This is a genomic window from Massilia sp. Masssp93, assembly GCF_059491295.1.
In genome coordinates, this window is the sequence record NZ_CP168502.1 from 214,937 (window position 1) to 235,459 (window position 20,523).

The window sequence follows — 20,523 nt, forward strand, 5'->3', positions numbered from 1 at the left end:
AAGGCGGGCTCGGGGAGCCCACCCTACGGCCTTGTGATTTCGTAGGGTGGGCACCCTGTGCCCACCAAATGCACGCACCGCGATAACGTTACGAAAACAAGTCCTCGGCGCGGCGGTACAGGATCCACGACGTGGCAACGTATTTGTCGCCGCTCGTCGCCACGTGTCCCTTGTGCGTGTGCGTAAAACCGGCCGGGGCGATGATCAGCCGGCCCTGGCGCGCCTCGACCTTGCGGCGCTGGTACAGGAATTCGGTCTCGCCGCCCTCCGCCACGTCGTTCAGGTAGAACTGGAACAGCAGTACGCGGTGCAGCGTGTCGCAGCTGGCGTTCTGCGGATAGATCTCGGAATGCCAGTGGTGGTAGCCGCCGCTGCCGCGCAGGTATTTTTGCAGGTTGATCGCGCCGCAGCGGTACATGGCCTGGATCAGCCCGTCGAGGTGCGGGCGGCCGCATTCGTCGAAATTGTCCAGCGCGAGCGCCACCGGCCGGCTCGTGGCGGGATGCGCCACCGTCGGCGCCAGGGCGCCCAGCAGCAGCGCGCGATAGCGGTCCATGTAATCGGCCAGGTGGCGCCGCACGGCCGTCGTCATCAGGTTGCAGACGTCGTGCCACTCCTTGTACTGGCTGATGGTGATGTCCCAGCTGTCCTTCTTCGCCGTGTCCACGCCCATGCCGGTGCGGCCGCGCATGTGCTTGTCGCTGGCCTCGAACCGCGCCAGGATGTGCGCGCACTGGTCGGGCGTCAGCGCGCCGTCGTAGATGCCGATGAAGTCATCGTTCATGCCGTTTTCCGCTCCGCCGGCACGTGCAGCGAGCGCGCCAGCAGGTGGCCGGCGAGCCAGCCGCCGGCCAGGCCGCCGATGTGCGCCGCGTTGTCCGTATGGGGATACAGGAAGCCCGCCGCCAGGTTGAACACCAGGAACGGCAGCAGCGAGCCGCGCAAGTCATGCACGACGGTGGGCGGCACGCCGCTGTTCTCGCGCCGCATGAAGGCGAACAGGCCGCCGACGATGCCGAAGATCGCGCCGGACGCGCCCACGCTGTTCACGTGCGCGTTCCACATCACGCTCGCGACGCTGCCGCACACGCCGGCGATCATGTACAGGGCGGTGAAGCGCAGGCTGCCGAACAGGCGCTCGACCAGCTGGCCGACCTGCCACAGCGCGATCATGTTGAATGCCAGGTGCAGGATGCTCCCGTGCAGGAACAGCGAGGTGACGAGGCGCCACCATTGCCCGTTCAAGGTCAGGCGGCCGACGTTCGAGCCCCAGTCGACGAGCTGGATCGAGCGCAGGACGGCGTCGTAGTTCGAATTCCAGCCCCAGCCCAGCATCGATCCCATCGCGCCGCCCGGCAGGTTGCGGCGCACGAGCCACATGAGGAAGTAGATGCCGATGTTCAGCGCCAGCAGGGTCCACAGCACGGGTGTGGACGGGCTCCAGTAATCGATCCGGTCGTGGAAGTCGTTGCGCTCCGCGTGGGCGATGGCGAAGGCCTCGGTGCGGCGTGCCGGCAGCAGGGCGGCGATCCGCTGCGCCGTCGCGGCGTCCGGCGCGCTGAACCCGACGCCCAGGTTCTCGCGTACGCCCAGCACGTGGAAGTGCACGTCCTCGCCGTCCGTGTGGACGTTGACGATGTCGACCACGCGCAGCCGGTGTTCCGCGCGCACCGGGAAGCGGAACGAGCGGTGGCTGCTGCCGCGCACGAGCACGAAGTCCGGCTCGACGGCGATCTCGCCCTTGCCCTGGAAGTGGAACGGATTGGCCGGCCAGTTGGCGCGGCCGGCGTGGAAGCGGACGTCGAAGGTTGCCGTCATCCGCGCTCCGTCAGGTGCGCTTGCGCTCGTGCTGCCACAGCACGTCGCTGCCGCCCGCGTGCCGGTTCAGCACGCGCGCCAGCACGAACATCAGGTCCGACAGGCGATTCACGTACTGGCGCGGCGCCGCGTTGATCGTCTCGACTTTCGCCAGCGCGACGATGCTGCGCTCGGCGCGCCGGCACACCGTGCGGCACACGTGCGCGAGCGACGCCGCGCGCGCGCCGGCCGGCAGGATGAATTCCTTCAGTACCGGCAGGTCGGCGTTGTACTTTTCCAGCAGCGCGTCCAGGCGCGCCACCTGATCAATCTTGATCAGCTGGTAGCCCGGGATGCACAGCTCGCCGCCCAGGTCGAACAGGTCGTGCTGGACCGTGACGAGTTCCTCGCGCAGGTCGCCCGGCATGTCCTCGCACAGCAGCAGGCCGACGAAGGAATTCAGTTCGTCGACGTCGCCCAGCGCCGCGATGCGCGCGCTGTCTTTACCGGTGCGGCTGCCGTCGCCCAGGCCGGTGCTGCCGTCGTCGCCGGTGCGGGTCGCGATCTTGGAAAGTCGATTGCCCATGCTTATATCCTGCCTACGAAAAAAGATAGGCGGAGCATACGCCAAATCGCGGGGATTGTGCTTACAATCGATCCATGATTCCCTCGATTCCAGTCGACCCCGAGCGCAGGCGCGCCGTCGCCGCCGCGCTGCGCGCCGTGCTCCCGGCGCGCGCCGTCCTCGCCGATCCCGAAGACACCCGTCCCTACGAATGCGACGGCCTCGCCGCCTACCGCCAGCTGCCGATGGTCGTGACCCTGCCCGACGACGAGGCGCAGGTGCTCGCCATCCTCAAGGTGTGCCGCGACCTGGACGTGCCCATCGTGCCGCGCGGCGCGGGCACGGGCCTGTCCGGCGGCGCGCAGCCGCTGGCGGACGGCGTCGTGATCTCGACGGCGCGCCTCTCCCGCATCCTGCGCGTGGAACCGTATGCGCGCACGGCCGTCGTGCAGCCGGGCGTGCGCAACCTCGCCATCTCGGAAGCGGCCGCGCCGTTCAACCTGTATTACGCGCCCGACCCGTCGTCGCAGATCGCCTGCACGATCGGCGGCAACGTGGCCGAGAACTCGGGCGGCGTGCACTGCCTGAAATACGGCCTCACGGTGCACAACGTGCTGCGCGTGCGCGTCTGCACGATCGAAGGCGACGTCATCGAACTCGGTGGCGACGCCCTCGATGCGCCCGGCCTCGACCTGCTGGCCGTGTTCATCGGCTCCGAAGGCATGCTGGGGATCGTCACCGAAGTCACGGTCAAACTCGTGCCGAAGCCGGCGCAGGCGCAGGTGATCATGGCGTCGTTCGACGACGTGGCGACGGGCGGCAATGCGGTGGCGAGCGTGATCGCGGCCGGCATCATCCCGGCCGGCCTGGAGATGATGGATCGCACGTCGTCGCGCATGGTCGAACCGTTCGTGAAAGCCGGCTACGACCTCGACGCCGCGGCGATCCTGCTGTGCGAGGCGGACGGCACGGCGGCCGAAGTGGCGGAAGAAATCGCGCGCATGACGGAGGTCTTGCGCGCGGCCGGGGCCAGTGCGATCACGGTGTCGCAGAGCGAGGCGGAGCGGCTGCGCTTCTGGTCCGGCCGCAAGAACGCGTTCCCGGCCGCGGGCCGCATCTCGCCCGACTACTACTGCATGGACGGGACGATCCCGCGCAAGCAGCTCGCGCACGTGCTGGCGCGCATCGAAGAGATGGAGACGACGTTCGGCCTGCGCTGCGCGAACGTCTTTCATGCGGGCGACGGCAATATGCACCCGCTGATCCTGTTCGACGCCAACCAGCCGGGAGAACTCGACCGGGCCGAAGCCTTCGGCGCCGCGATCCTCGCGCTGTGCGTGGAAGTGGGCGGCACCATCACGGGCGAGCATGGCGTCGGCGTGGAAAAGATCGATTCGATGTGCGTGCAGTTCGGCGCGCAGGAGCTCGCCGCGTTCTTCACGGTGAAACGCGCCTTCGATCCGCGCATGCTCCTCAATCCCAACAAGGCCATTCCCACGTTGAACCGCTGCGCGGAACTGGGTGGCATGCGCGTGTCGGGCGGCGCACTGCCGTTCGCGCACCTCCCGCGTTTTTGATCATGCAGAATATCGTCGAACAGTTTCAGGAACGCGTGCGGACGACTGCGCGCGACAAGCGCCCGCTCCGTATCCGCGGCGGCGGCACCAAGGACTGGTATGGACAGCGGCTCGAGGGCGACATCCTCGACACGCGCGGGTACGCCGGCATCATCGACTACGAGCCGACGGAACTCGTGATCACGGCGCGCTGCGGCACGCCGCTGGCCGCCATCGAAGCGGCGCTGGCGGAGCGCGGCCAGATGCTCGCGTTCGAGCCGCCGCATTTCGGCGCGCACGCCACGCTGGGCGGGGCGGTCGCGGCCGGCCTGTCCGGACCGCGCCGCGCGAGCAGCGGCGCCGTGCGCGACTTCGTCCTCGGCTGCACGCTCCTGGACGGCAAGGGCGACGTGCTGCGCTTCGGCGGCCAGGTGATGAAGAACGTGGCCGGCTACGACGTCTCGCGCCTGCTGGCCGGGTCGCTCGGCACGCTCGGGCTGCTGCTGGACGTGTCCGTGAAAGTGCTGCCGCGCGCGCCGCGCGAAGCGACGCTCGTGTTCGACGGCGTGACCGAGATCGATGCCATCCGCCGCCTGAACGAATGGGCCGGCCAGCCGCTGCCGGTGTCCGCGAGTTGCTGGCACGACGGCGTGCTGACGGTGCGGCTGTCCGGCGCGCATGCGGCCGTCGATGCGGCCATCCGTTCGCTGGGCGGGGCCGTGCTGCCGGATTGTGCGCGCTTCTGGGCAAGCCTGCGCGAACAGCGCCACGCATTTTTTGAAGGCGATTTGCCGCTGTGGAGGCTGTCCGTGCCGTCGACCGTCGGCGCCATCGTGCTGGGCAGCGCGCAGCTGATCGAGTGGGACGGGGCGCAGCGCTGGCTGCGTGCGCCCGGCGATGCCGCCACGGCGCAACGCATCCGCGCGACCGTGAGCGCGGCGGGCGGCCATGCCACGCTGCTGCGCGGCGGCGATAAAAGCGTCGGCGTGTTCCAGCCGCTGGCGCCCGCCGTCGCACGCATTCACGAACGCCTGAAGGCCGGCTTCGATCCGGCCGGACTCTTCAACCCAGGCCGGATGTACGGATAGACCATGCAAACGAATCTCGCCGATTTCATCAAGGGCACGCGCGAGGGCGATGAAGCCGACGCGATCCTGCGCGCCTGCGTGCACTGCGGCTTCTGCACCGCCACGTGTCCGACCTATCAGCTGCTGGGCGACGAGCTGGATGGCCCGCGCGGCCGCATCTACCTGATCAAGCAGGTGCTGGAAGGGGAGGCGCCCACGCGCAAGACGCAGCTGCACCTGGACCGCTGCCTCACGTGCCGCAACTGCGAAACCACGTGCCCGTCGGGCGTGCAGTACGGACGCCTCGTCGACATCGGCCGCAAGGTCGTCGACGAACGCGTGCCGCGCCCGTTCGCCGACAAGGTCAAGCGCACGACCTTGAAGGAATTCCTGCCGCGGCCGAATCTCTTCAAGCCCGCGTTCAAGGCGGGGCAGATGGTGCGCCCGTTGTTGTCGTCCACGCTGCGGGACAAGCTGCAGAGCGCGCGCGCGCCCGGCCGCCGGCCCACGCGCGAGCACGCCCGCAAGATGCTCGTGCTGGAAGGGTGCGTGCAGCCGGCGATGGCGCCGAACGTCAACGCGGCGACGGCGCGCGTGCTCGATGCGCTGGGCATCCAGCTGCTGTCCGCGCCGCGCGCCGGCTGCTGCGGCGCCGTGCGTTTCCACATGAACGACCAGGACGGCGGGCGCGCCGACATGCGCCGCAACGTCGACGCGTGGTGGCCGTATGTCGAGAGCGGCCAGGTGGAAGCCATCGTGATGACGGCCTCCGGCTGCGGCGTGACGGTGAAGGATTACGGCCACCTGCTCGCGCACGACGCGGCGTATGCGGCAAAGGCCGCGCGCATCGCGGCGCTGACGAAGGACCTGTCGGAAGTGATGTGCGACTTCGAAGGCGAGATCGCGGCGCGGCTCGCGGGCCGCATCCATGAACGCGTCGCATTCCACCCGCCGTGCACCCTGCAGCACGGCCAGCAGATCCGCGGCAAGGTCGAGGGCGTGCTGCGCGCGGCCGGCGTCGACGTCGTGCTGTGCGCGGAAAGCCATCTGTGCTGCGGCTCGGCCGGCACGTATTCCGTGCTGCATCCCGGGATCGCGCACGCGCTGCGCGACCGCAAGCTGGCCAATCTCGAGGCGACGGGCGCGCAGGAATACGTGTCGGCCAACGTGGGGTGCATCTCGCACCTGCAGTCGGGGACGGCGACGCCGGTGACGCACTGGATCGAGCTCGTCGACCGCGCGCTGGCGGGCTGAAAAAGCCGCCGTCCCGTGGTAGCATCGGCGCCCTGTTTCAAAGATCGATGGAGTGGATCGTGAGTTTCGTGTTTCGGCTGATATCCCAGGACGAGGACGCGGCGCCGTCCGTCGCCTTCCAGGACAGCATCAGTCCCGGCTACGTGCCGCTGTGGGAAGCGGTGGGCGTGTACGACGCCCTGTACAACAGCGACGGCCGCGAGGCGCGCGACATCTCGCGCGCCATCGCCTATGGTGTCGACCGCATCGCCGACGACGAAGCGCTGGGCCGCCTGCTGCCGCCGGCCTGCCGGCTGGGAGAAGCGCTGCGCTTTCTGGAGAATGTGCACCGCGGCTGCACGATCCACGCGTCCGCGCGCGTCGAGACGCGCTGACCTGCGCATGATATCGAATTTAGTATTACGAACGTCATAAATACGATTGGTGCGTTCCGTTGTCGATAAGTAGACTGCAATTGCGGTAAATACCCGCCGGTAGTGTGGGGACTATTAAAACGACAACGGAGATCATATGGAAACCATGGCAATGCCCGGCGTGCGTGCGCGCCGGTCCGACTTTCTCGCTCCGCTGACATTCCCGACAGCTTCGGCACTCGACTGATTTTCAGCGGAGTATCCATGAAACGTCTATATTCCTGTCTCGCCATGCTGGCCGGCCTGGCCTGCATCGCTTTCTCGGCGCATGCCGCCATCACCATCAACACGAGCGTCCAGTACAAGATCAAGAACGTCAACAGCGGCCTGGTGCTCGGCATCGACGGCGCCAGCCAGGCCGCGGGTTCAAAAGTGGTCCAGTGGACCGACAACGGCACGGCCGACCACCTGTGGCACTTCATGCCGATGGGGAACGGGCAGTACAACATCGAGAACATGCTGACGCACCAGGTGCTGGGCGTGGCCAATGCCTCGACCGCCGACGGCGCGCAGATCGTGCAGTGGTCCGACAACGGCACGTCCGATCACCTGTGGACCGTCACCCAGGCCGCGGACGGGAACTTCCTGATCCAGAACGTCAACAGCGGCAAGTACCTGGAAGTGTACATGGCGAGTACGTCGACCGCGGCCACCATCGACCAGTGGGGCCTGACCAACTGCACGTGCCAGGAGTGGCAGCTGGTGAATACGCAGGTCAGCCCCTATCCGGCGCCGCGCGCCGTCGCCGGCAACGGCATCTTCGTGCACGACCCGTACATGCTGCGCGACGCCGGCGGCAAATACTGGCTGTACGGTTCGCACCAGACGGTGGCCACGTCGACCGACGGCACCAACTTCACGATGTACACCAGCTGCACCAGCGCGCAGATGGGCGGCTATGCGCCGAACTGCCCGTCGATCGGCCCGGACTTCAGTTCCTGGGGCGGACTGCAGACGCCGAAGGGATGGAACAACGGCGCCAATACGGACGTCTGGGCGCCCAGCATGCTGGTCTCGAACGGCACCTATTACCAGTACTATTCGCTTCCCTACCTGCCCAGCACCGGCGCGGAAGCCGTGATCGGCGTGGCCACCAGTTCGTCGCCGGCAGGGCCGTGGACCGACAAGGGCTTCGTCACCAGGTCGTGGACCAGCACCACCACGCAGCCTGCCTCCGGCTTCTGGGCAACCACCGACAATGCCATCGACCCCGCGCCGTTCAAGGACGCCAGCGGCAACTGGTGGATGGCATGGGGCTCGTGGAGCGACGGCACCCACCTGATGCAGCTGAACCCGAGCACGGGCCTGCAATCGACGACCAACACCACCGTCTACACGCTGGCGCAACGCGGCAACCCGTCGGCCGGCGAGGAAGGCCCGTTCATCTACTACTACAACGGCTACTACTATTACTTCGCGCCGATTAACCTCTGCTGCAACGGCACCACCAGCACCTACCGCACCATCGTGGGCCGGTCCACCAGCGTGACCGGACCGTACGTGGACCGTGGCGGCGTGGCGCTGACGGCGGGCGGCGGCACCATCCTGCTCAGCACCCACGGCAACATCATCGGCCCGGGCGGCGGCAGCGTGTTCACCGACGCCGGCAACAACAACGCGCCGACCTACGTCTACCACTACTACGACGGCAACAACGGCGGCCGCGCGACGCTGGGCATCAACACGCTCGGCTTCACGTCGGACGGCTGGCCGTTCGTCAAGTAAGGACCGGGGCTGCTTCGAACGGGGATGCGCAAGGCCGCGCGGGCGTGTATGCTGCCGGCCATGTCCCGAACCACCATCACCCTCAGCGGCGAATCCGTCGGCCGCGCGCGCATCGAAGCGCTGCTGGCCGACGACACGCTGCTCGTCCTCGAAGACTGCGACCTGACCGGCGCCGACCTGTCGCGCCTGAACCTGCAGGATTGCGTGTTCACCCGCTGCGCGCTGGCCGGAACGTCGTTGTATGCCGCGAACCTGGCGCGCACGCGCTGGCAGCGCTGCCGCGGCGGCCATGCGGATTTCGAATCGGCCGACCTGGTCGACGCGCGCTTCGACGCCTGTGACCTGAACAACGCCGGCTGGCGCCGCGCCAGGCTGGCGTCCGTGGCGTTCCGCGCCTGCAAGCTGACGGGCGCACGCTTCGAGGAAGTGAGCCAGCTGGGGCTCTCGTTCGAGGATTGCCTGCTCGTCGGCGCCGACCTGCGCCGCATGTCGTTTCGCAAGGCGACGTTGCGCGGCCTGGATTTCGCCGACGCCGACCTGTCGGGCTGCGATTTCCGCGACGCCGTGTTCGAAGAAGGGTGCAGCCTGCGCGATGCCCACATCAAGGACACGCGCTTCGATGCGGCCGATTTGCGCGAGGCGGACCTGGGCGGCCTGAAGCTCGCGAACGCGAAGCAGTTCGCCGGCGCCACGATCTCCGCGCGCCAGGCCGCGGAACTGGTGCGGGCGCTGGGATTGAACGTGGCGTAGTGCGCCAAACGGAAACCGGCAGCCTTGCTGTATCATTCGGCTCCTGAAAACGAAGCCCGCATATGCTCATCATCACCATCAAACAGGGCAAGGAAAAGAGCCTGCTGTCCGGCGATCCCTGGATTTACCTCTCGGCCATCGACAAGGTCGAGGGGCGGCCGCAGGAACGCAGCAAGCCCGGCGCCACGGCGGTCGTGCAGACGTCGTCGCGCCAGTTCCTGGCGCGCGCGGCCTATAACGCGAAGTCGCAGATCGCGGCCCGCGTCTGGACCCTGCGCGAGGACGAGCCGGTCGACCACGCGATGATCAAGCGGCGCGTGCAGGCCGCGGTCGCGCGGCGTGCCGTCGCCGTGCGCGGCGCCGATCCGCAAGCCCTGGCGCTGGTGATCGATGGCGAGAAAGACGGCCTGCCGGGCCTCCTGGTGCACAGCTACGGCGGAACCGCCGGTTACCTGGTGTGCCAGTTCAATGCCGCCGGTGTCGACTTGTGGAGGGTGACGATCGTGCAGGCGCTGCTGGCGGCGACGGGATGTCCCAACGTGTTCGAACGCAGCGACGAACTGCTGCGCAAGGGCGAAGGGCTGCCCGTCATCTGGCGTGCGCTGGCCGGCGACGAGCCGCCCCAGCGCCTGATGGTGCGCGATGGCAAGCGCCTGCTGCCGACCGATATCCGGACTGGATTCGTCTATCCGCGCTGAGCGATCGGGGCCAGGCGCTGCTGTCTTGGATTTGCAGGTGCAGGCCTGCCGCGTCCTGCGTGAACGGAACCGCATCGCCGCCGATCCGTTCGACCCGCGCCACCTTGCCAAGCGACGGCGTCACGGACGCCAGCGTCGCGTCGCGAGTGCTCGGTGAGTATTCTCCCCACCGCCGCCACCCAATCTCATAGAACACCGCCGCCTATTCTCGGCGAAACAATGCACCGGTGCTAAAGAAGGAAGGTCGCGCTACGAGGGGCAAGAAATAGAGAAGCCTCTCCAGATTGTCACTTGGCTGATACATGCCGTCTCCGGTGAATACGGAGGATAGATTACTTCGAGATCCCCGTGCTGCTGGGCGCTGCGCGTGGTGCGTGCGATTCAAAAGGTTCTTCGAGGCAGGCGTATCCGAAGAAGAATGGCAGGGCGGCACTATTTTGAGGTCGCCTGGCCTATATCAACTTATGCAGGCCCTGGTCACTTCCTGACCAGGCTTTGCAACCGTTTCCCTACGCTTTCCGCCAACACCTTCAAGCCTTCTTCATTATTGAGGTATTTAACGTAGCGGATGTGGCGGAGATCGAAAGGAATGTCGGTCTCATGCTGCGCAATCAGGATCACATCCTGACCCAGCGCATGCGCGATCCCGGCTTCGTAGAAGACATTCGCGTTCTTGCCGGTCAGATCGCAAATCACAACTCTGGCACTCGCGATAAGCTTCACGACATCTTCGATAAGCACATGGTGCTCCCAGATTTTGTCGGCACGTAGGCATCGCATACCGGCTGCACTTACTGCGGTTTCCAGCGCTGCAAAAACTCTATTAAACCCACCATCGAATGGCATCATCACCGAGACCAAGTTTGGATCTACTGATCCTTGGGGTAAGGTAAAGACTGTCGGCTGCCGATGGCCCAAGCCTTCAGTGTACAAAACACGAAAGAGATCAGCGTCCTTAACTGCCCAATGATTGGTGTGAAAATCGCCCCAGGATCGCCTTCCAGCAGATATGAAGTTCAGCTGGGGGCCGAGTGACTCAAGGACATCATTGGCAATCGGGGAGATGTCGGAATCGAGTGTGTACTCGATGTGATACTCCGAGTTGTCGCGTCTGATCTTAGTGATCGTGCCAACCCGAGCAAAAGTCCGAAAAGCGGGGTCGCTACTGGATTCGTTCGTGATAACCAATGGCATTGACATCAGTGCAGCTTGGTCAAGCACGCCTCCGGGAGCATACTTCTCCTCTATATCAGCGTTCGTACAATTAAAAACACGGTCCGTCCCCAATGTGACTATGCCACGCGGCGAAGTGATCTCTGCGCTAATCACCAAAAAGTTAAACATCAATTGTTCCTTTATCGATCGCCGCTACTTGAAGCTTCCGCAATTGGCCGTCAGCCGCCGAGTTCAGAATTTAAATATTTTAGTAGTTCAGCAGGGGCATCGCCGCTACTGAGTCCTCAATCATTTCGAGTGCAGGAAAGCCCTCACCACTGCGTACAAAAGATGCTTCTGCAATGGTCATCCGCCCCGAAGCGGACTTTTCGACCTCATCTATCCAATGACTCGTCGCGAATTGAACGACCGAGAAGTTGAGGCTCCCAACTATGAAATGAGTCACTTCTAGTAGCATAACCAACAGGAGTCACTGCCTCCCCTGCACCAATGTAGACACCCATGATCTCCCATGCGTCTCCCATCGGTACGTTCGGGATCTTGACGACTGGTCCGCCAGAGCATCCATCACCAGCGACTTCGCTAAGCTCATAAAACGCTTGGCCACGGTAAATGGAGAACGGCAACTCCCTTGAGATTCGTCTCCGGACATACCCTCTGGTAAATATCAAGTCTGGAGTTTGCAGGCCATCTTCATTGTGCTTGGCGCCCATTTCCGCTATGGCAATTGGATAACCCCAGGCATGGTAACTGCACGCCTGATGTTCACTGGACGAACCAATTACCATCCATGATGGCCCCGGCATATATTCGAGCTGTATCACCGCAACATCTTCTGAAGGATGCTTTTCCGCACCCACGATGCGATATGCCGACCACCCCTCATCGGTTACGACGGCCACTGCAGACGATTCCAAGTTAATTTGATCAATGACATGTGCTGCAGTAACAGCAAAGCCCCGCTTCCCGATCAAAAACGCAGTTCCCGCCACTTCTCTAAAAGCGAAGTTTGTGTCCTTCCATTCCCCTGCAAACACCGGGAGCACAACGTCCCGAACTTTCTGATCATTCATTATCGTCTTCCAAGCTGGCCAATTACATTTGCACAATAAATATGGGAAAGCTTGCCAATGGCGGCATCTGACTGTCTGTTCCGGGCCGGACTCGGCCGTTGGCCATAGAGGATAACATCTTGCTCATCTGAAAAATACGCGAAATCTCACGAGCCCGAGTGGCAGTGACCGACGAGAACGATTGGCGGCGATGAATGAGAACCGGGTGGCGGCGGTAAGTGAGAATAGGTGGCGGCGACTGATGAGAACGGGTGGCGGCGGTCAGTGAGAACAGGTGGCGGCAGCAATGAGAATACTCACTCGGCCTGCCGATCGCATACAGCGCGCCGTCCTTGACCGTGAAGCGCCAGTCGCCATCGCCGAAGCGCGTCCAGGCGTGCGTGCCGTAGATCGCTTCTCCATTCCGTTTTAGCCAGGCGCCGATCTCGAGCAATACCGCGCGCTGGTCGTCGGGAATCGTCCCGCCGGCGTTGAGCGCGATATTCAGCAAATAAAAGCCGCCCTTGCTGACGGTATCGATCAACTTGCCGAGGATGGCGCCCGCCGAGCCGATTGTCATGCGGTCCGTGTAGCCCCAGGTGCTGCCGATCGTGTCGTCGACCATCCACGGTCCCGGACGGATGCCGGATGGTGAGCGCGTGCCGACCTTCTCGAAGCCGATGACGGCGCCGATCTGGTGGCGGTCGTCGTTGTCGGGCGCGTACGCCACCCATTTGGTGACGATCGACACGTCCTAGCCCCAGTCGGCCGCACGGTTGTAATAGTAGGCGGCCACGCGTTCGTTCAATGGATCGAGTACCCGCAGGTTCACGCCGTTATCGAAATACAGCAGATCGGGCTGGTACTTGTCGATCAGCTCGAAATTACGCGCCAGCCAATCGGAGAGGAAGCGCGCCATCGCCTGCGGGCTGCGGTCGGCCACGTTGTAGAAGCCGGCCCAGGTCGCGTCGTACAGGTCGGCGAGCTGCGTCCTGAGCCGTGCGTCGAGCGTGTCGGTCGGATTCACGAAGGTGAAATTCTCGACGCCGTGATTGGAGACGCCGAAGCGCAGCCCGGCCTTGCGCACCGCCGCGCCGAGGTCGCCGATCAGGTCGCGGTGCGGCCCCATGCGCTTGGCATTGAACGGCGTGACGGCGCTGTCCCGGAGCGCGAAATTATCGTGGTGTGCGCGGTCGGCATCACTAGGCGTGCGCCGGCACGGCGTACAGTCCCCAATGCAGGAAGATGCCGAACTTGGCGCCGGCGCGCCAGGCCGGCGGATGGTAATGGTGGCGGATCGATTCCCACCTGGCCTGGAATGGCCCTGGCGGCAGCGGCGACGATGGCCGGGGTCGCGGGCGGCCCCATCACGCCATAGTCGTACAGGTTCGACTCGGCATGCCGCCGCGATCGGGTTTGGGGAGTGGGGTAGCGCTGGCAGGCAGGGCGCAGGCCAGCAGGACGAGCAATGCCTTCATCCGGATCGCATGGCGCTGATCGATCCATCGAGTATCCACGAAAACGCAGCGGCGGGACTGTTGCGTGGGGCATTACTCAAGCGGCTGACTATTTGATGGCGTTACCGACCCGAGCGCAGCCAGGAATCGAGTTCCACGTCGCTTGGCGGTTTTGCGAAGATCCTGTCGAGTGTCCAGTGTTTCTTGTCGAGCAAATAGGCAACGCGCAAGTGATACCCGAGGTACAAGCTGCTCGTGGCTCGACTCAGTTCCGGCGCGCCGGCGAGGAATTTTGCGCGATTCGCATCGAAATCGAAATCCCCGCCTTTGCCGACGTAGTCGGGATAGCCTTCCATGAGCCACTCCGGATATCGGGCAACCATCGTGCGCCCGAATCGGCGCGACAAGTCGACGTGCGTAATCTCGTGCGCGATGAAATACGACAGCGGACGATGCTGCTCATCGGGGATCGGATATGGCCAGGGTGATACGACCCGGTTCGCCGCGATGTCCGCCGCACGGATGATCACATGCCGGGTCAACCAGACGTCCGCCACGCCGCCGTACCGCGTACTGAACTTCATCCCGTAGAGCCACATACGCCAGGGCGCGTTGCAGATGTAGATTTCTACCGGAACCGATGCATCGTGCACGGCCGAGGTTTTCAGCCGCCGTGTGACGTCATCCAGCACGGGCCGGATCGCCGGCGAAATGGGCCGGTCCGACCATACCTGATAGATTCCATAAACGGTCCGGTATTCGAACATCGGCTTTGCCCAGATGAGCAGGCACAGATATACGCTGAACAGGACAGCAATAGATATGACACCGGCCATCAGGACGGTGCGGCGGCGGGGGCGGGTAGTGGAAATCATTTATCCGAGCGCTGACGGCGAGGCACGTTTGACTCTGCAGCGAGGGGCGAAATATTGCAGATTTTCGGCATATCATATTAAGGCCGTGGTATCTATGCCCCATATTAATTCGCTCGCAACCCGATCTCACCAAGCCTGGGCGTGCTTCGTGCGCTCGACGAAGGCACGTCGGTCTGCCGCTTCCGCGTCGATTCCCTTCTTTAATTCGAAACACGCCGCCTTATCACCCTCGTCAGCGATGCCGGAACAATCCTGCGTCCAGGCCGCCGGTGAAGTATGCGTTCGCATGAGCTCAGCCTTTGCGCCGACAAGCTTGTTGCCGTCGATGTGCATGGCGTCGTTAAATGTCATGCCAGTCAGAAGAACCTTGCCATCGCTTACCGTGTAGTCGCCACTCGCCCCAGCCGAAAAGACAAACTTGCCGTTAGCAAGCGTTACGGTTACGGGCGGCCAACTGATGGGCCCCTTCGTCAGGACATACGTTCCATCGACAGTCGGGCCCTTCGAACAGGCGGACAGAAGGATCGCTGCTGTCAACAATGCCGCCGGTTGCCGAATTCGTGCAAAGCGCATATTCCTGAAATGCATTGGTTCTCTCAAAAATAAATGGGAAGCAATAAGGTATCAGATGCGTGAATTGAGAAATGCGCACTTTGTCACCGATTGCTTATCGGGGTCTGCGAATGGCAGCGGCAATCGAGCCGCGCGATCCAGACTCCCGCGCCGTCACCCCGCTCAGCTTGTTGATCATTTCACGCGTCGTGGTTTTGCGAGAGAAACAAGATCGCGTCTCTCTCCATAATGGCCGGTTCGTTATAACCGAGTACGCTCATGACCCGTTCCGCCTGCGCCGCGACCCTAGCCCTGGTGTGCAGTTTCGCCGCCCACGCCGCCGAACCCATCGAAGCAAAAGCCGACGCAAAACCGGCCGAGGCGAAGAAGGCGCCCATCGCCAAGGTCGAGGTCAAGGCCAGGGCCGACGACTACGATCCGCGCCGCGACGACACCGCGAGCAAGACCGTGATGACGCAGGAAGAGATCCTGAAGTACGGCGACACCAATGTGTACGACGTCCTCAAGCGCGCGCCGGGCGTCACGGTCGTGGGCAACAGCATCCGCATGCGCGGGCTGGGCAACGGCTATACGCAGATCCTCGTGAACGGCGAGCGCCCGCCGCCGGGCTTTGCGCTGGATGCCGTGCCGCCCGACCAGATCGAGCGGATCGAGATCATTCGCGCCGCGTCGGCCGAGTTTTCGATGCAGGCGATCGCGGGCACCGTCAACATTGTGCTGAAGAAGGTCGTGGCCAAGCCGCAGAAAGATGGACGGCTCACCATCAACCACGCGGACGAGAAGCAGAGCCAATACCTGAACGCCTCGCTGGCCGACAAGCGCGGCAACCTGTCGTGGTACGTGAACGTGACTGCCCAGCACAACCTGCGCGCAGCGACGAGCACGGAACTGGACCGGTTCACGGCGCCGGACGATACCGTCACGCTGCTGCGCGACGAAGTCGTCGCTCACCGCAACACGAACGTGATCGCCGGCGTCGCGCCGCGCCTGAACTGGCAGCTGTCCGACAACGATCAGTTGAACCTGAGCGGTAACCTGCTGGCGCAGCGCGCCGCGAGCGACGACACGAGCCTGGACACCAATCGCATCGGCGGCCTGCCTGCGCCCGACTATCTGCGCGGGCACGGGCGCAGCGATTCGTCGGGCCGCTTCGGTTCGGCGGAGCTGAACTGGGTCGCCAAACGCTGGGGCGGCAAGCTCGATGCCAAGCTGCGCGCATCGGACGCCGACTTCGGCCTGCGCACCGACCGGCTGATGGCCACGGCCGGCGACGCGCTCCGGTTCGCGCGCCTGCGCGACGGGCGCGTGCGTTTCTCGGGCGCGAGCAGCAGCGGCAAATATACGCGCAGCCTGTTCGACGGGCATGCGCTGGCGGCGGGCTGGGAAATCAGCCGCGAGGAACAGGACTCCAGGGCGCACCGGGTGGACGGCCTGGTGGGCCAGGTGCCGCTCGACTTCATCGAGGCGTTCGATCCGCGTGTGCGCCGCACGGCCGCCTTCGCGCAGGACGAATGGAACGTCACGCGGCAGTGGTCGATGTACCTGGGGGCGCGCTGGGAAGGTATCCGCACCGACAGCAGCGGTTCGGGCCTGGTCGATACCACCTCGAACGCGCACGTGCTCAGCCCCGTCGCGCAGACGCTGTACAAGTTTCCCGACAAGAGCGGGCGCCAACTGCGCCTCGCGCTGACGCACACGTTCAAGGCACCGGACACCAACCAGCTGAGCGCGCGCCGCGTCGAGACGGAAACGAACACCCGGTTCAGCGCCGACATCAGCGGCAACCCGGCCCTGCGCCCCGAGCAGGCGAACGGCATCGACGTCACCTACGAGCACTTCTGGGCGCCGGGGGCCGTGTTCTCGGTCGGCGGCTCGCAGCGCCGCATCCGCGACTACATCCGCACGATCCTCGGGCAGGACGCGAACGGCCGCTGGCTGTACCACCCGGTCAACGACGGCAACGCCGTGGTGCGCACGCTCGACGTCGAGGTCAAGTTTCCGCTGAAGGCCGTCATGCGCGCCGGCGCGGCGCCGCTCGACCTGCGCTTCAACCTGAACCGCAACTGGTCGCAGGTCGCGACCGTGCCGGGGCCGGACAACCGGCTCGACCGGCAGATCCCGCTCTCCGCCGTGTTCGGCGCCGACTACAAGAAGGAACCGTTCAGCTGGGGTATCAACCTGGCCTTTCGCGAAGGCGGCATGGTGCGCGTCTCGCAGGAGCAGAGCACGCAGCTGCAGGCGCGCCGCGACGTGGACGGCTACGTCCAGTACTCGCCGCGCAAGGGGCTCGACCTGCGGCTTTCCGTCGGCAATGCGCTGGGCGCGGACGACCTGGGTTACTCGCGCTACCGCGACGCCAGCGGCACCAGCGAAATGTGGACGCGCGGTCCGCAGTCGATCGAACTGCGCTTCAACCTCGGTATGAAATTCTGAGGGCGCAGGCTTACTGCTGCAGCGCCTTCTCGACGTCGCCCGCGATGTCTTCGGGCTTGGTCTGCGGCGCATAGCGATGCAGGACGGCGCCGTCGCGGCCGACGAGGAACTTGGTGAAGTTCCACTTGATGCCTTCCGTGCCCAGCACGCCGGGCGCCGCCTGTTTCAGGTGCTGGAACAAAGGATGCGCGGCGTCGCCGTTGACGTCGACCTTGGCGAACATCGGGAAGTTCACGCCGTAGTTCTTTTCGCAGAAGGCGCCGATCTCCGCTTCGCTGCCCGGTTCCTGGCCGCCGAACTGGTTGCAGGGGAAGCCCAGCACTTCCAGGCCGCGCGGGTGCAGCTCGCGGTACAGGGTTTCGAGGCCCTGGTATTGCGGCGTGAAGCCGCATTTGCTGGCGGTGTTGACGATGAGGAGGACCTTGCCGCGGTACTGCGCCAGGTCGACCGGCTTGCCGTCGAGGGAAGTGGCCTGGAAGTCGAACACGTTCATGGGAGTCTCCTGTAAGCTTGCGTTGAATCGAAGGCAACAGTGTAAGACAAAGGGAGGCAGCATGCAGACTAGTGCGAACATTCCCCTGGCCGTCGGTGCGCTGCTCAGCGCCGTCGCGGCGCTGCTCCACCTGGGCATCATCGCGGGCGGCCCCGCATGGTATCGCTTCTTCGGCGCGGGCGAGCGCTTCACGCGGGCGGCGGCGCAGGGCCGGCGGTATCCGACCGTCGTCACGCTGGGCATCGCCACCGTGCTGTCCACGTGGTCCGCGTATGCGCTGGCGGGGGCCGGTGTCATTGGCGGTCTGCCGTTCCTGAAAGTGGCGCTGGTGGCCATCACGGCCGTCTATCTCGTGCGTGGGGTCGCGTTCGCGCCGCTCGTTCTCGCCAAAGGCGGGGCGATCACGCCGTTCGTCGTGTGGAGTTCGGTGATCTGTTTCGGCTACGGGGTGGTGCACCTCGTCGGCCTCGTGCAGCGCTGGACGGCGCTCTGACACGATATGTCTGCGCCAGTATGCGCCGGGGTGCTTTCTGAGACGATAACGCCTGCATGACAAACGCTCGACGGAGGCTACATGGACGCAACAACGATCTGGGCACTATGCAAACCTTTGGTATGGGTTTGGCGCAAGTTGGCGGCCTTGATGAGGGCGTGGACAGTCGAGCCGATCTTTCGTCAGGCGCACGATCATCATGTCGCATTACGCCGCTGGCAACGGCGGTGGATCGAACTGGCTGATGGCGTAGCGTACAAGCTGCATACCCGGAGCAGCTTCGATGAAGCCGGTCATGTCGAGCAATCGATCCTGATACGAAACAGTGGAAAGGTGCAGGTCGACGACATGAAGTTTTGCGTCGAGGCCAGGCTCGGCATCATGTCATATCAGATACCGCTTACGGTGTACCGGTTGCAGCCTGGCCGGGTAGCGAAGCTGGCGCTGACCGGGCTACCGGTTGAGGATTTGTTCGTACATGAAGAAGGGATTTATGAGACCTACGAATCCATCCAGGTGTACCCGGTCCGGATCGTACGGGATCGCCACATCGAAGTCTACGCGACGGCCGGCATCGTCCAGAATCCGACCCACAATGATTTTCTTAACGGAGAATGGAAACGCTGGAACGGTCGCCTGTACAACACCAAGGCACTCGCGGACGCGCGGCGTGACAACCTGATCCACCTGTCCTATTCACTGTGCGGACGACATGGACTGATCGGTTTCGACGCCGGCACACTGCTGGCGCAGGCGCTGCGCACAAGGCGTTATCGGAACGTGCCTGGTGTGCTGATGTTCGGATTGGCGTCGTCTCGACCGATTCTCAATATCATTCTGTGGACCCGGCTGTTGTTGCGCATCGAGCGGATCACATTCGAGTGCGATGCCTCGATGGCGGCGGCGGCCGAACATGTGATGCACAAAGGCCAGAGCGCTGGCCCCGTTCGCGTGGTATCTCTGGAAGACGCTTCGATGACGAGCGACGGATATTAGACCAGCCCCAGCGCCTCGGTCCCCGCCGAGAAATCGCGATTCTTCGCGTGCTTGCTGTTGAGCTTGATGTTCAGGCGCAGGTCGTTCACGGAGTCCGCGTTGCGCAGCGCATCTTCGTAGCTGATCTTGTCGGCTTCGTACAGGTCGAACAGGGCCTGGTCGAACGTCTGCATGCCCAGCTCGCGCGACTTCTTCATGATCTCCTTGATCTCGTGGACTTCGCCCTTGAAGATCAGGTCCGAGATCAGTGGAGAATTCAGCAGGATCTCCATGGCGACCACGCGCCCCTTCGCTTCCTTCTTCGGAATCAGGCGCTGCGAGATCAGGCCCTTCAGGTTCAGCGAGAGGTCCATCAGGAGCTGCTGGCGGCGCTCTTCCGGGAAGAAGTTGATGATGCGGTCCAGTGCCTGGTTCGAGCTGTTCGCGTGCAGCGTGGCGAGGCACAGGTGGCCCGTCTCGGCGAACGCAATCGCGTGTTCCATCGTCTCGCGGTCGCGGATCTCGCCGATCTGGATCACGTCCGGCGCCTGGCGCAGGGAGTTCTTCAGCGCCGCCTCGAAGCTGTCCGTGTCGACGCCGACCTCGCGCTGCGTGATCACGCAGTTCTTGTGCGGGTGGACGAATTCGACCGGGTCTTCGATCGTGATGATGTGGCCGTAGCTGTTCTCGTTGCGGTAGCCGACCATCGTCGCGAGCGTCGTCGATTTGCCCGAGCCGGTGGCGCCGACCATGATCACGAGGCCGCGCTTGGTCATGATCACGTCCTTGAGCACGTCCGGCAGGTCGAGGTCCTCGAACTTCGGGATCGTCGTCGTGATCACGCGCAGCACCATGCCCACGGCACCCATCTGCATGAACGCCGAGACGCGGAAGCGTCCCAGGTCGCCCGGGCTGATGGCGAAGTTGGCTTCCTTCGACAGCTCGAAGCCGGCCGCCTGCTTGTCGTTCATGATGGCGCGCGCCAGGTCGGCCGTGTGCGACCCCGTCAGCGCCTGGCTGGACACGGGTGTCATGCGGCCGTCGATCTTCATCGCCGGCGGAAAGCCGGATGTGATGAACAGGTCGGAACCGCCCTTGCTGACCATCAGGCGCAGCAGGTCGAACATGAATTTGGAGGCCTGGTCGCGTTCCATCGTCGTGGTCTTTCGAG

At 64.2% G+C, this 20,523-nt stretch carries 20 protein-coding genes and 1 pseudogene; 10 read left to right on the plus strand and 11 right to left on the minus strand.

Annotated elements, in window-relative coordinates; all coding sequences use genetic code 11:
* Positions 1-88 precede the first annotated feature (88 nt).
* The 3 genes from ACEN9Q_RS00950 to ACEN9Q_RS00960 are packed head-to-tail and all read right to left on the minus strand — an operon-like array spanning position 89 to position 2,383.
* Positions 89-784 carry a 2OG-Fe(II) oxygenase gene (locus ACEN9Q_RS00950; protein WP_495627054.1) on the minus strand — a complete coding sequence of 232 codons (696 nt, stop codon included), beginning with the start codon at positions 782-784 and terminating at the stop codon, positions 89-91.
* The gene (locus ACEN9Q_RS00955) at positions 781-1,818 is read right to left on the minus strand and encodes a rhomboid family intramembrane serine protease (protein WP_495627055.1); all 1,038 of its coding nucleotides are present in this window, start codon (positions 1,816-1,818) and stop codon (positions 781-783) included. The genes ACEN9Q_RS00950 and ACEN9Q_RS00955 overlap by 4 nt, the downstream gene beginning before the upstream one ends.
* Before the next feature lie 10 nt (positions 1,819-1,828).
* Positions 1,829-2,383, minus strand: a complete 555-nt coding sequence (locus tag ACEN9Q_RS00960) for a cob(I)yrinic acid a,c-diamide adenosyltransferase (protein WP_056447831.1) — start codon at positions 2,381-2,383, stop codon at positions 1,829-1,831.
* Positions 2,384-2,457: 74 nt separating this feature from the next.
* Here ACEN9Q_RS00960 and ACEN9Q_RS00965 point away from each other — a divergent pair, with 74 nt between their 5' ends.
* The 7 genes from ACEN9Q_RS00965 (at position 2,458) to ACEN9Q_RS00995 (ending at position 9,825) form a co-directional block, all read left to right on the plus strand.
* Positions 2,458-3,939 (plus strand): FAD-linked oxidase C-terminal domain-containing protein, encoded by a 1,482-nt coding sequence (locus ACEN9Q_RS00965; RefSeq protein WP_056447828.1) that lies wholly within the window; start codon positions 2,458-2,460, stop codon positions 3,937-3,939.
* A 2-nt stretch (positions 3,940-3,941) separates the two neighbouring features.
* Positions 3,942-5,006, plus strand: a complete 1,065-nt coding sequence (gene glcE, locus ACEN9Q_RS00970; protein WP_495627056.1) for a glycolate oxidase subunit GlcE — start codon at positions 3,942-3,944, stop codon at positions 5,004-5,006.
* A 3-nt stretch (positions 5,007-5,009) separates the two neighbouring features.
* Entirely contained in the window at positions 5,010-6,239 is a 1,230-nt protein-coding gene (gene glcF / locus ACEN9Q_RS00975) for a glycolate oxidase subunit GlcF (RefSeq protein WP_495627057.1), read from the plus strand.
* 59 nt (positions 6,240-6,298) lie between these two features.
* Positions 6,299-6,613 (plus strand): hypothetical protein, encoded by a 315-nt coding sequence (locus ACEN9Q_RS00980; protein WP_229412840.1) that lies wholly within the window; start codon positions 6,299-6,301, stop codon positions 6,611-6,613.
* A 243-nt stretch (positions 6,614-6,856) separates the two neighbouring features.
* A complete protein-coding gene (locus ACEN9Q_RS00985) occupies positions 6,857-8,377 on the plus strand; it encodes a family 43 glycosylhydrolase (RefSeq protein ID WP_495627058.1) in 1,521 nt (506 codons plus the stop codon).
* Positions 8,378-8,437: 60 nt separating this feature from the next.
* Entirely contained in the window at positions 8,438-9,127 is a 690-nt protein-coding gene (locus tag ACEN9Q_RS00990) for a pentapeptide repeat-containing protein (protein ID WP_056448248.1), read from the plus strand.
* A 62-nt stretch (positions 9,128-9,189) separates the two neighbouring features.
* Complete coding sequence (locus ACEN9Q_RS00995; protein WP_056447813.1) at positions 9,190-9,825, plus strand: class I SAM-dependent rRNA methyltransferase; 636 nt, start codon at positions 9,190-9,192, stop codon at positions 9,823-9,825.
* Positions 9,826-10,302: 477 nt separating this feature from the next.
* Here the strand turns inward: ACEN9Q_RS00995 and ACEN9Q_RS01000 are convergent, their stop codons facing one another.
* The 6 genes and pseudogenes from ACEN9Q_RS01000 to ACEN9Q_RS01025 all read right to left on the minus strand — a co-directional run bounded on the left by ACEN9Q_RS01000 (position 10,303) and on the right by ACEN9Q_RS01025 (position 14,973).
* Positions 10,303-11,169 carry a hypothetical protein gene (locus ACEN9Q_RS01000; RefSeq protein WP_495627059.1) on the minus strand — a complete coding sequence of 289 codons (867 nt, stop codon included), beginning with the start codon at positions 11,167-11,169 and terminating at the stop codon, positions 10,303-10,305.
* A gap of 206 nt (positions 11,170-11,375) precedes the next feature.
* Complete coding sequence (locus tag ACEN9Q_RS01005) at positions 11,376-12,074, minus strand: S1 family peptidase (RefSeq protein WP_082548274.1); 699 nt, start codon at positions 12,072-12,074, stop codon at positions 11,376-11,378.
* Positions 12,075-12,096: 22 nt separating this feature from the next.
* A pseudogene (locus ACEN9Q_RS01010) lies at positions 12,097-13,290 on the minus strand (alpha-L-fucosidase).
* On the minus strand, positions 13,256-13,387 hold the full coding sequence (locus ACEN9Q_RS01015) for an alpha-L-fucosidase (RefSeq protein ID WP_082548289.1): 132 nt from the start codon (positions 13,385-13,387) through the stop codon (positions 13,256-13,258). Before ACEN9Q_RS01015 ends, ACEN9Q_RS01010 begins: the two are co-directional and overlap by 35 nt.
* 245 nt (positions 13,388-13,632) lie before the next feature.
* A complete protein-coding gene (locus tag ACEN9Q_RS01020; RefSeq protein ID WP_157202082.1) occupies positions 13,633-14,385 on the minus strand; it encodes a hypothetical protein in 753 nt (250 codons plus the stop codon).
* Between the two features lie 126 nt (positions 14,386-14,511).
* The gene (locus tag ACEN9Q_RS01025; protein WP_157202081.1) at positions 14,512-14,973 is read right to left on the minus strand and encodes a hypothetical protein; all 462 of its coding nucleotides are present in this window, start codon (positions 14,971-14,973) and stop codon (positions 14,512-14,514) included.
* Between the two features lie 243 nt (positions 14,974-15,216).
* Here ACEN9Q_RS01025 and ACEN9Q_RS01030 point away from each other — a divergent pair, with 243 nt between their 5' ends.
* Positions 15,217-17,391 carry a TonB-dependent receptor plug domain-containing protein gene (locus ACEN9Q_RS01030; protein WP_495627060.1) on the plus strand — a complete coding sequence of 725 codons (2,175 nt, stop codon included), beginning with the start codon at positions 15,217-15,219 and terminating at the stop codon, positions 17,389-17,391.
* A 10-nt stretch (positions 17,392-17,401) separates the two neighbouring features.
* On the opposite strand, the gene ACEN9Q_RS01035 is transcribed toward ACEN9Q_RS01030, so the two are convergent.
* Positions 17,402-17,884 (minus strand): glutathione peroxidase, encoded by a 483-nt coding sequence (locus ACEN9Q_RS01035; RefSeq protein WP_056447789.1) that lies wholly within the window; start codon positions 17,882-17,884, stop codon positions 17,402-17,404.
* A gap of 61 nt (positions 17,885-17,945) precedes the next feature.
* On the opposite strand from ACEN9Q_RS01035, the gene ACEN9Q_RS01040 reads away from it, so the two are divergent.
* Together ACEN9Q_RS01040 and ACEN9Q_RS01045 are read left to right on the plus strand one after the other, a co-directional pair.
* Positions 17,946-18,377: a hypothetical protein gene (locus tag ACEN9Q_RS01040; protein ID WP_495627061.1), complete on the plus strand. Its 432-nt coding sequence runs from the start codon at positions 17,946-17,948 to the stop codon at positions 18,375-18,377.
* 81 nt (positions 18,378-18,458) lie between these two features.
* Positions 18,459-19,373, plus strand: coding sequence for a hypothetical protein (locus ACEN9Q_RS01045; protein ID WP_495627062.1), 915 nt, complete (start codon positions 18,459-18,461; stop codon positions 19,371-19,373).
* Here ACEN9Q_RS01045 and ACEN9Q_RS01050 read toward each other — a convergent pair.
* Complete coding sequence (locus tag ACEN9Q_RS01050; protein WP_056447786.1) at positions 19,370-20,506, minus strand: PilT/PilU family type 4a pilus ATPase; 1,137 nt, start codon at positions 20,504-20,506, stop codon at positions 19,370-19,372. The genes ACEN9Q_RS01045 and ACEN9Q_RS01050 overlap by 4 nt on opposite strands.
* Positions 20,507-20,523: the final 17 nt, after the last annotated feature.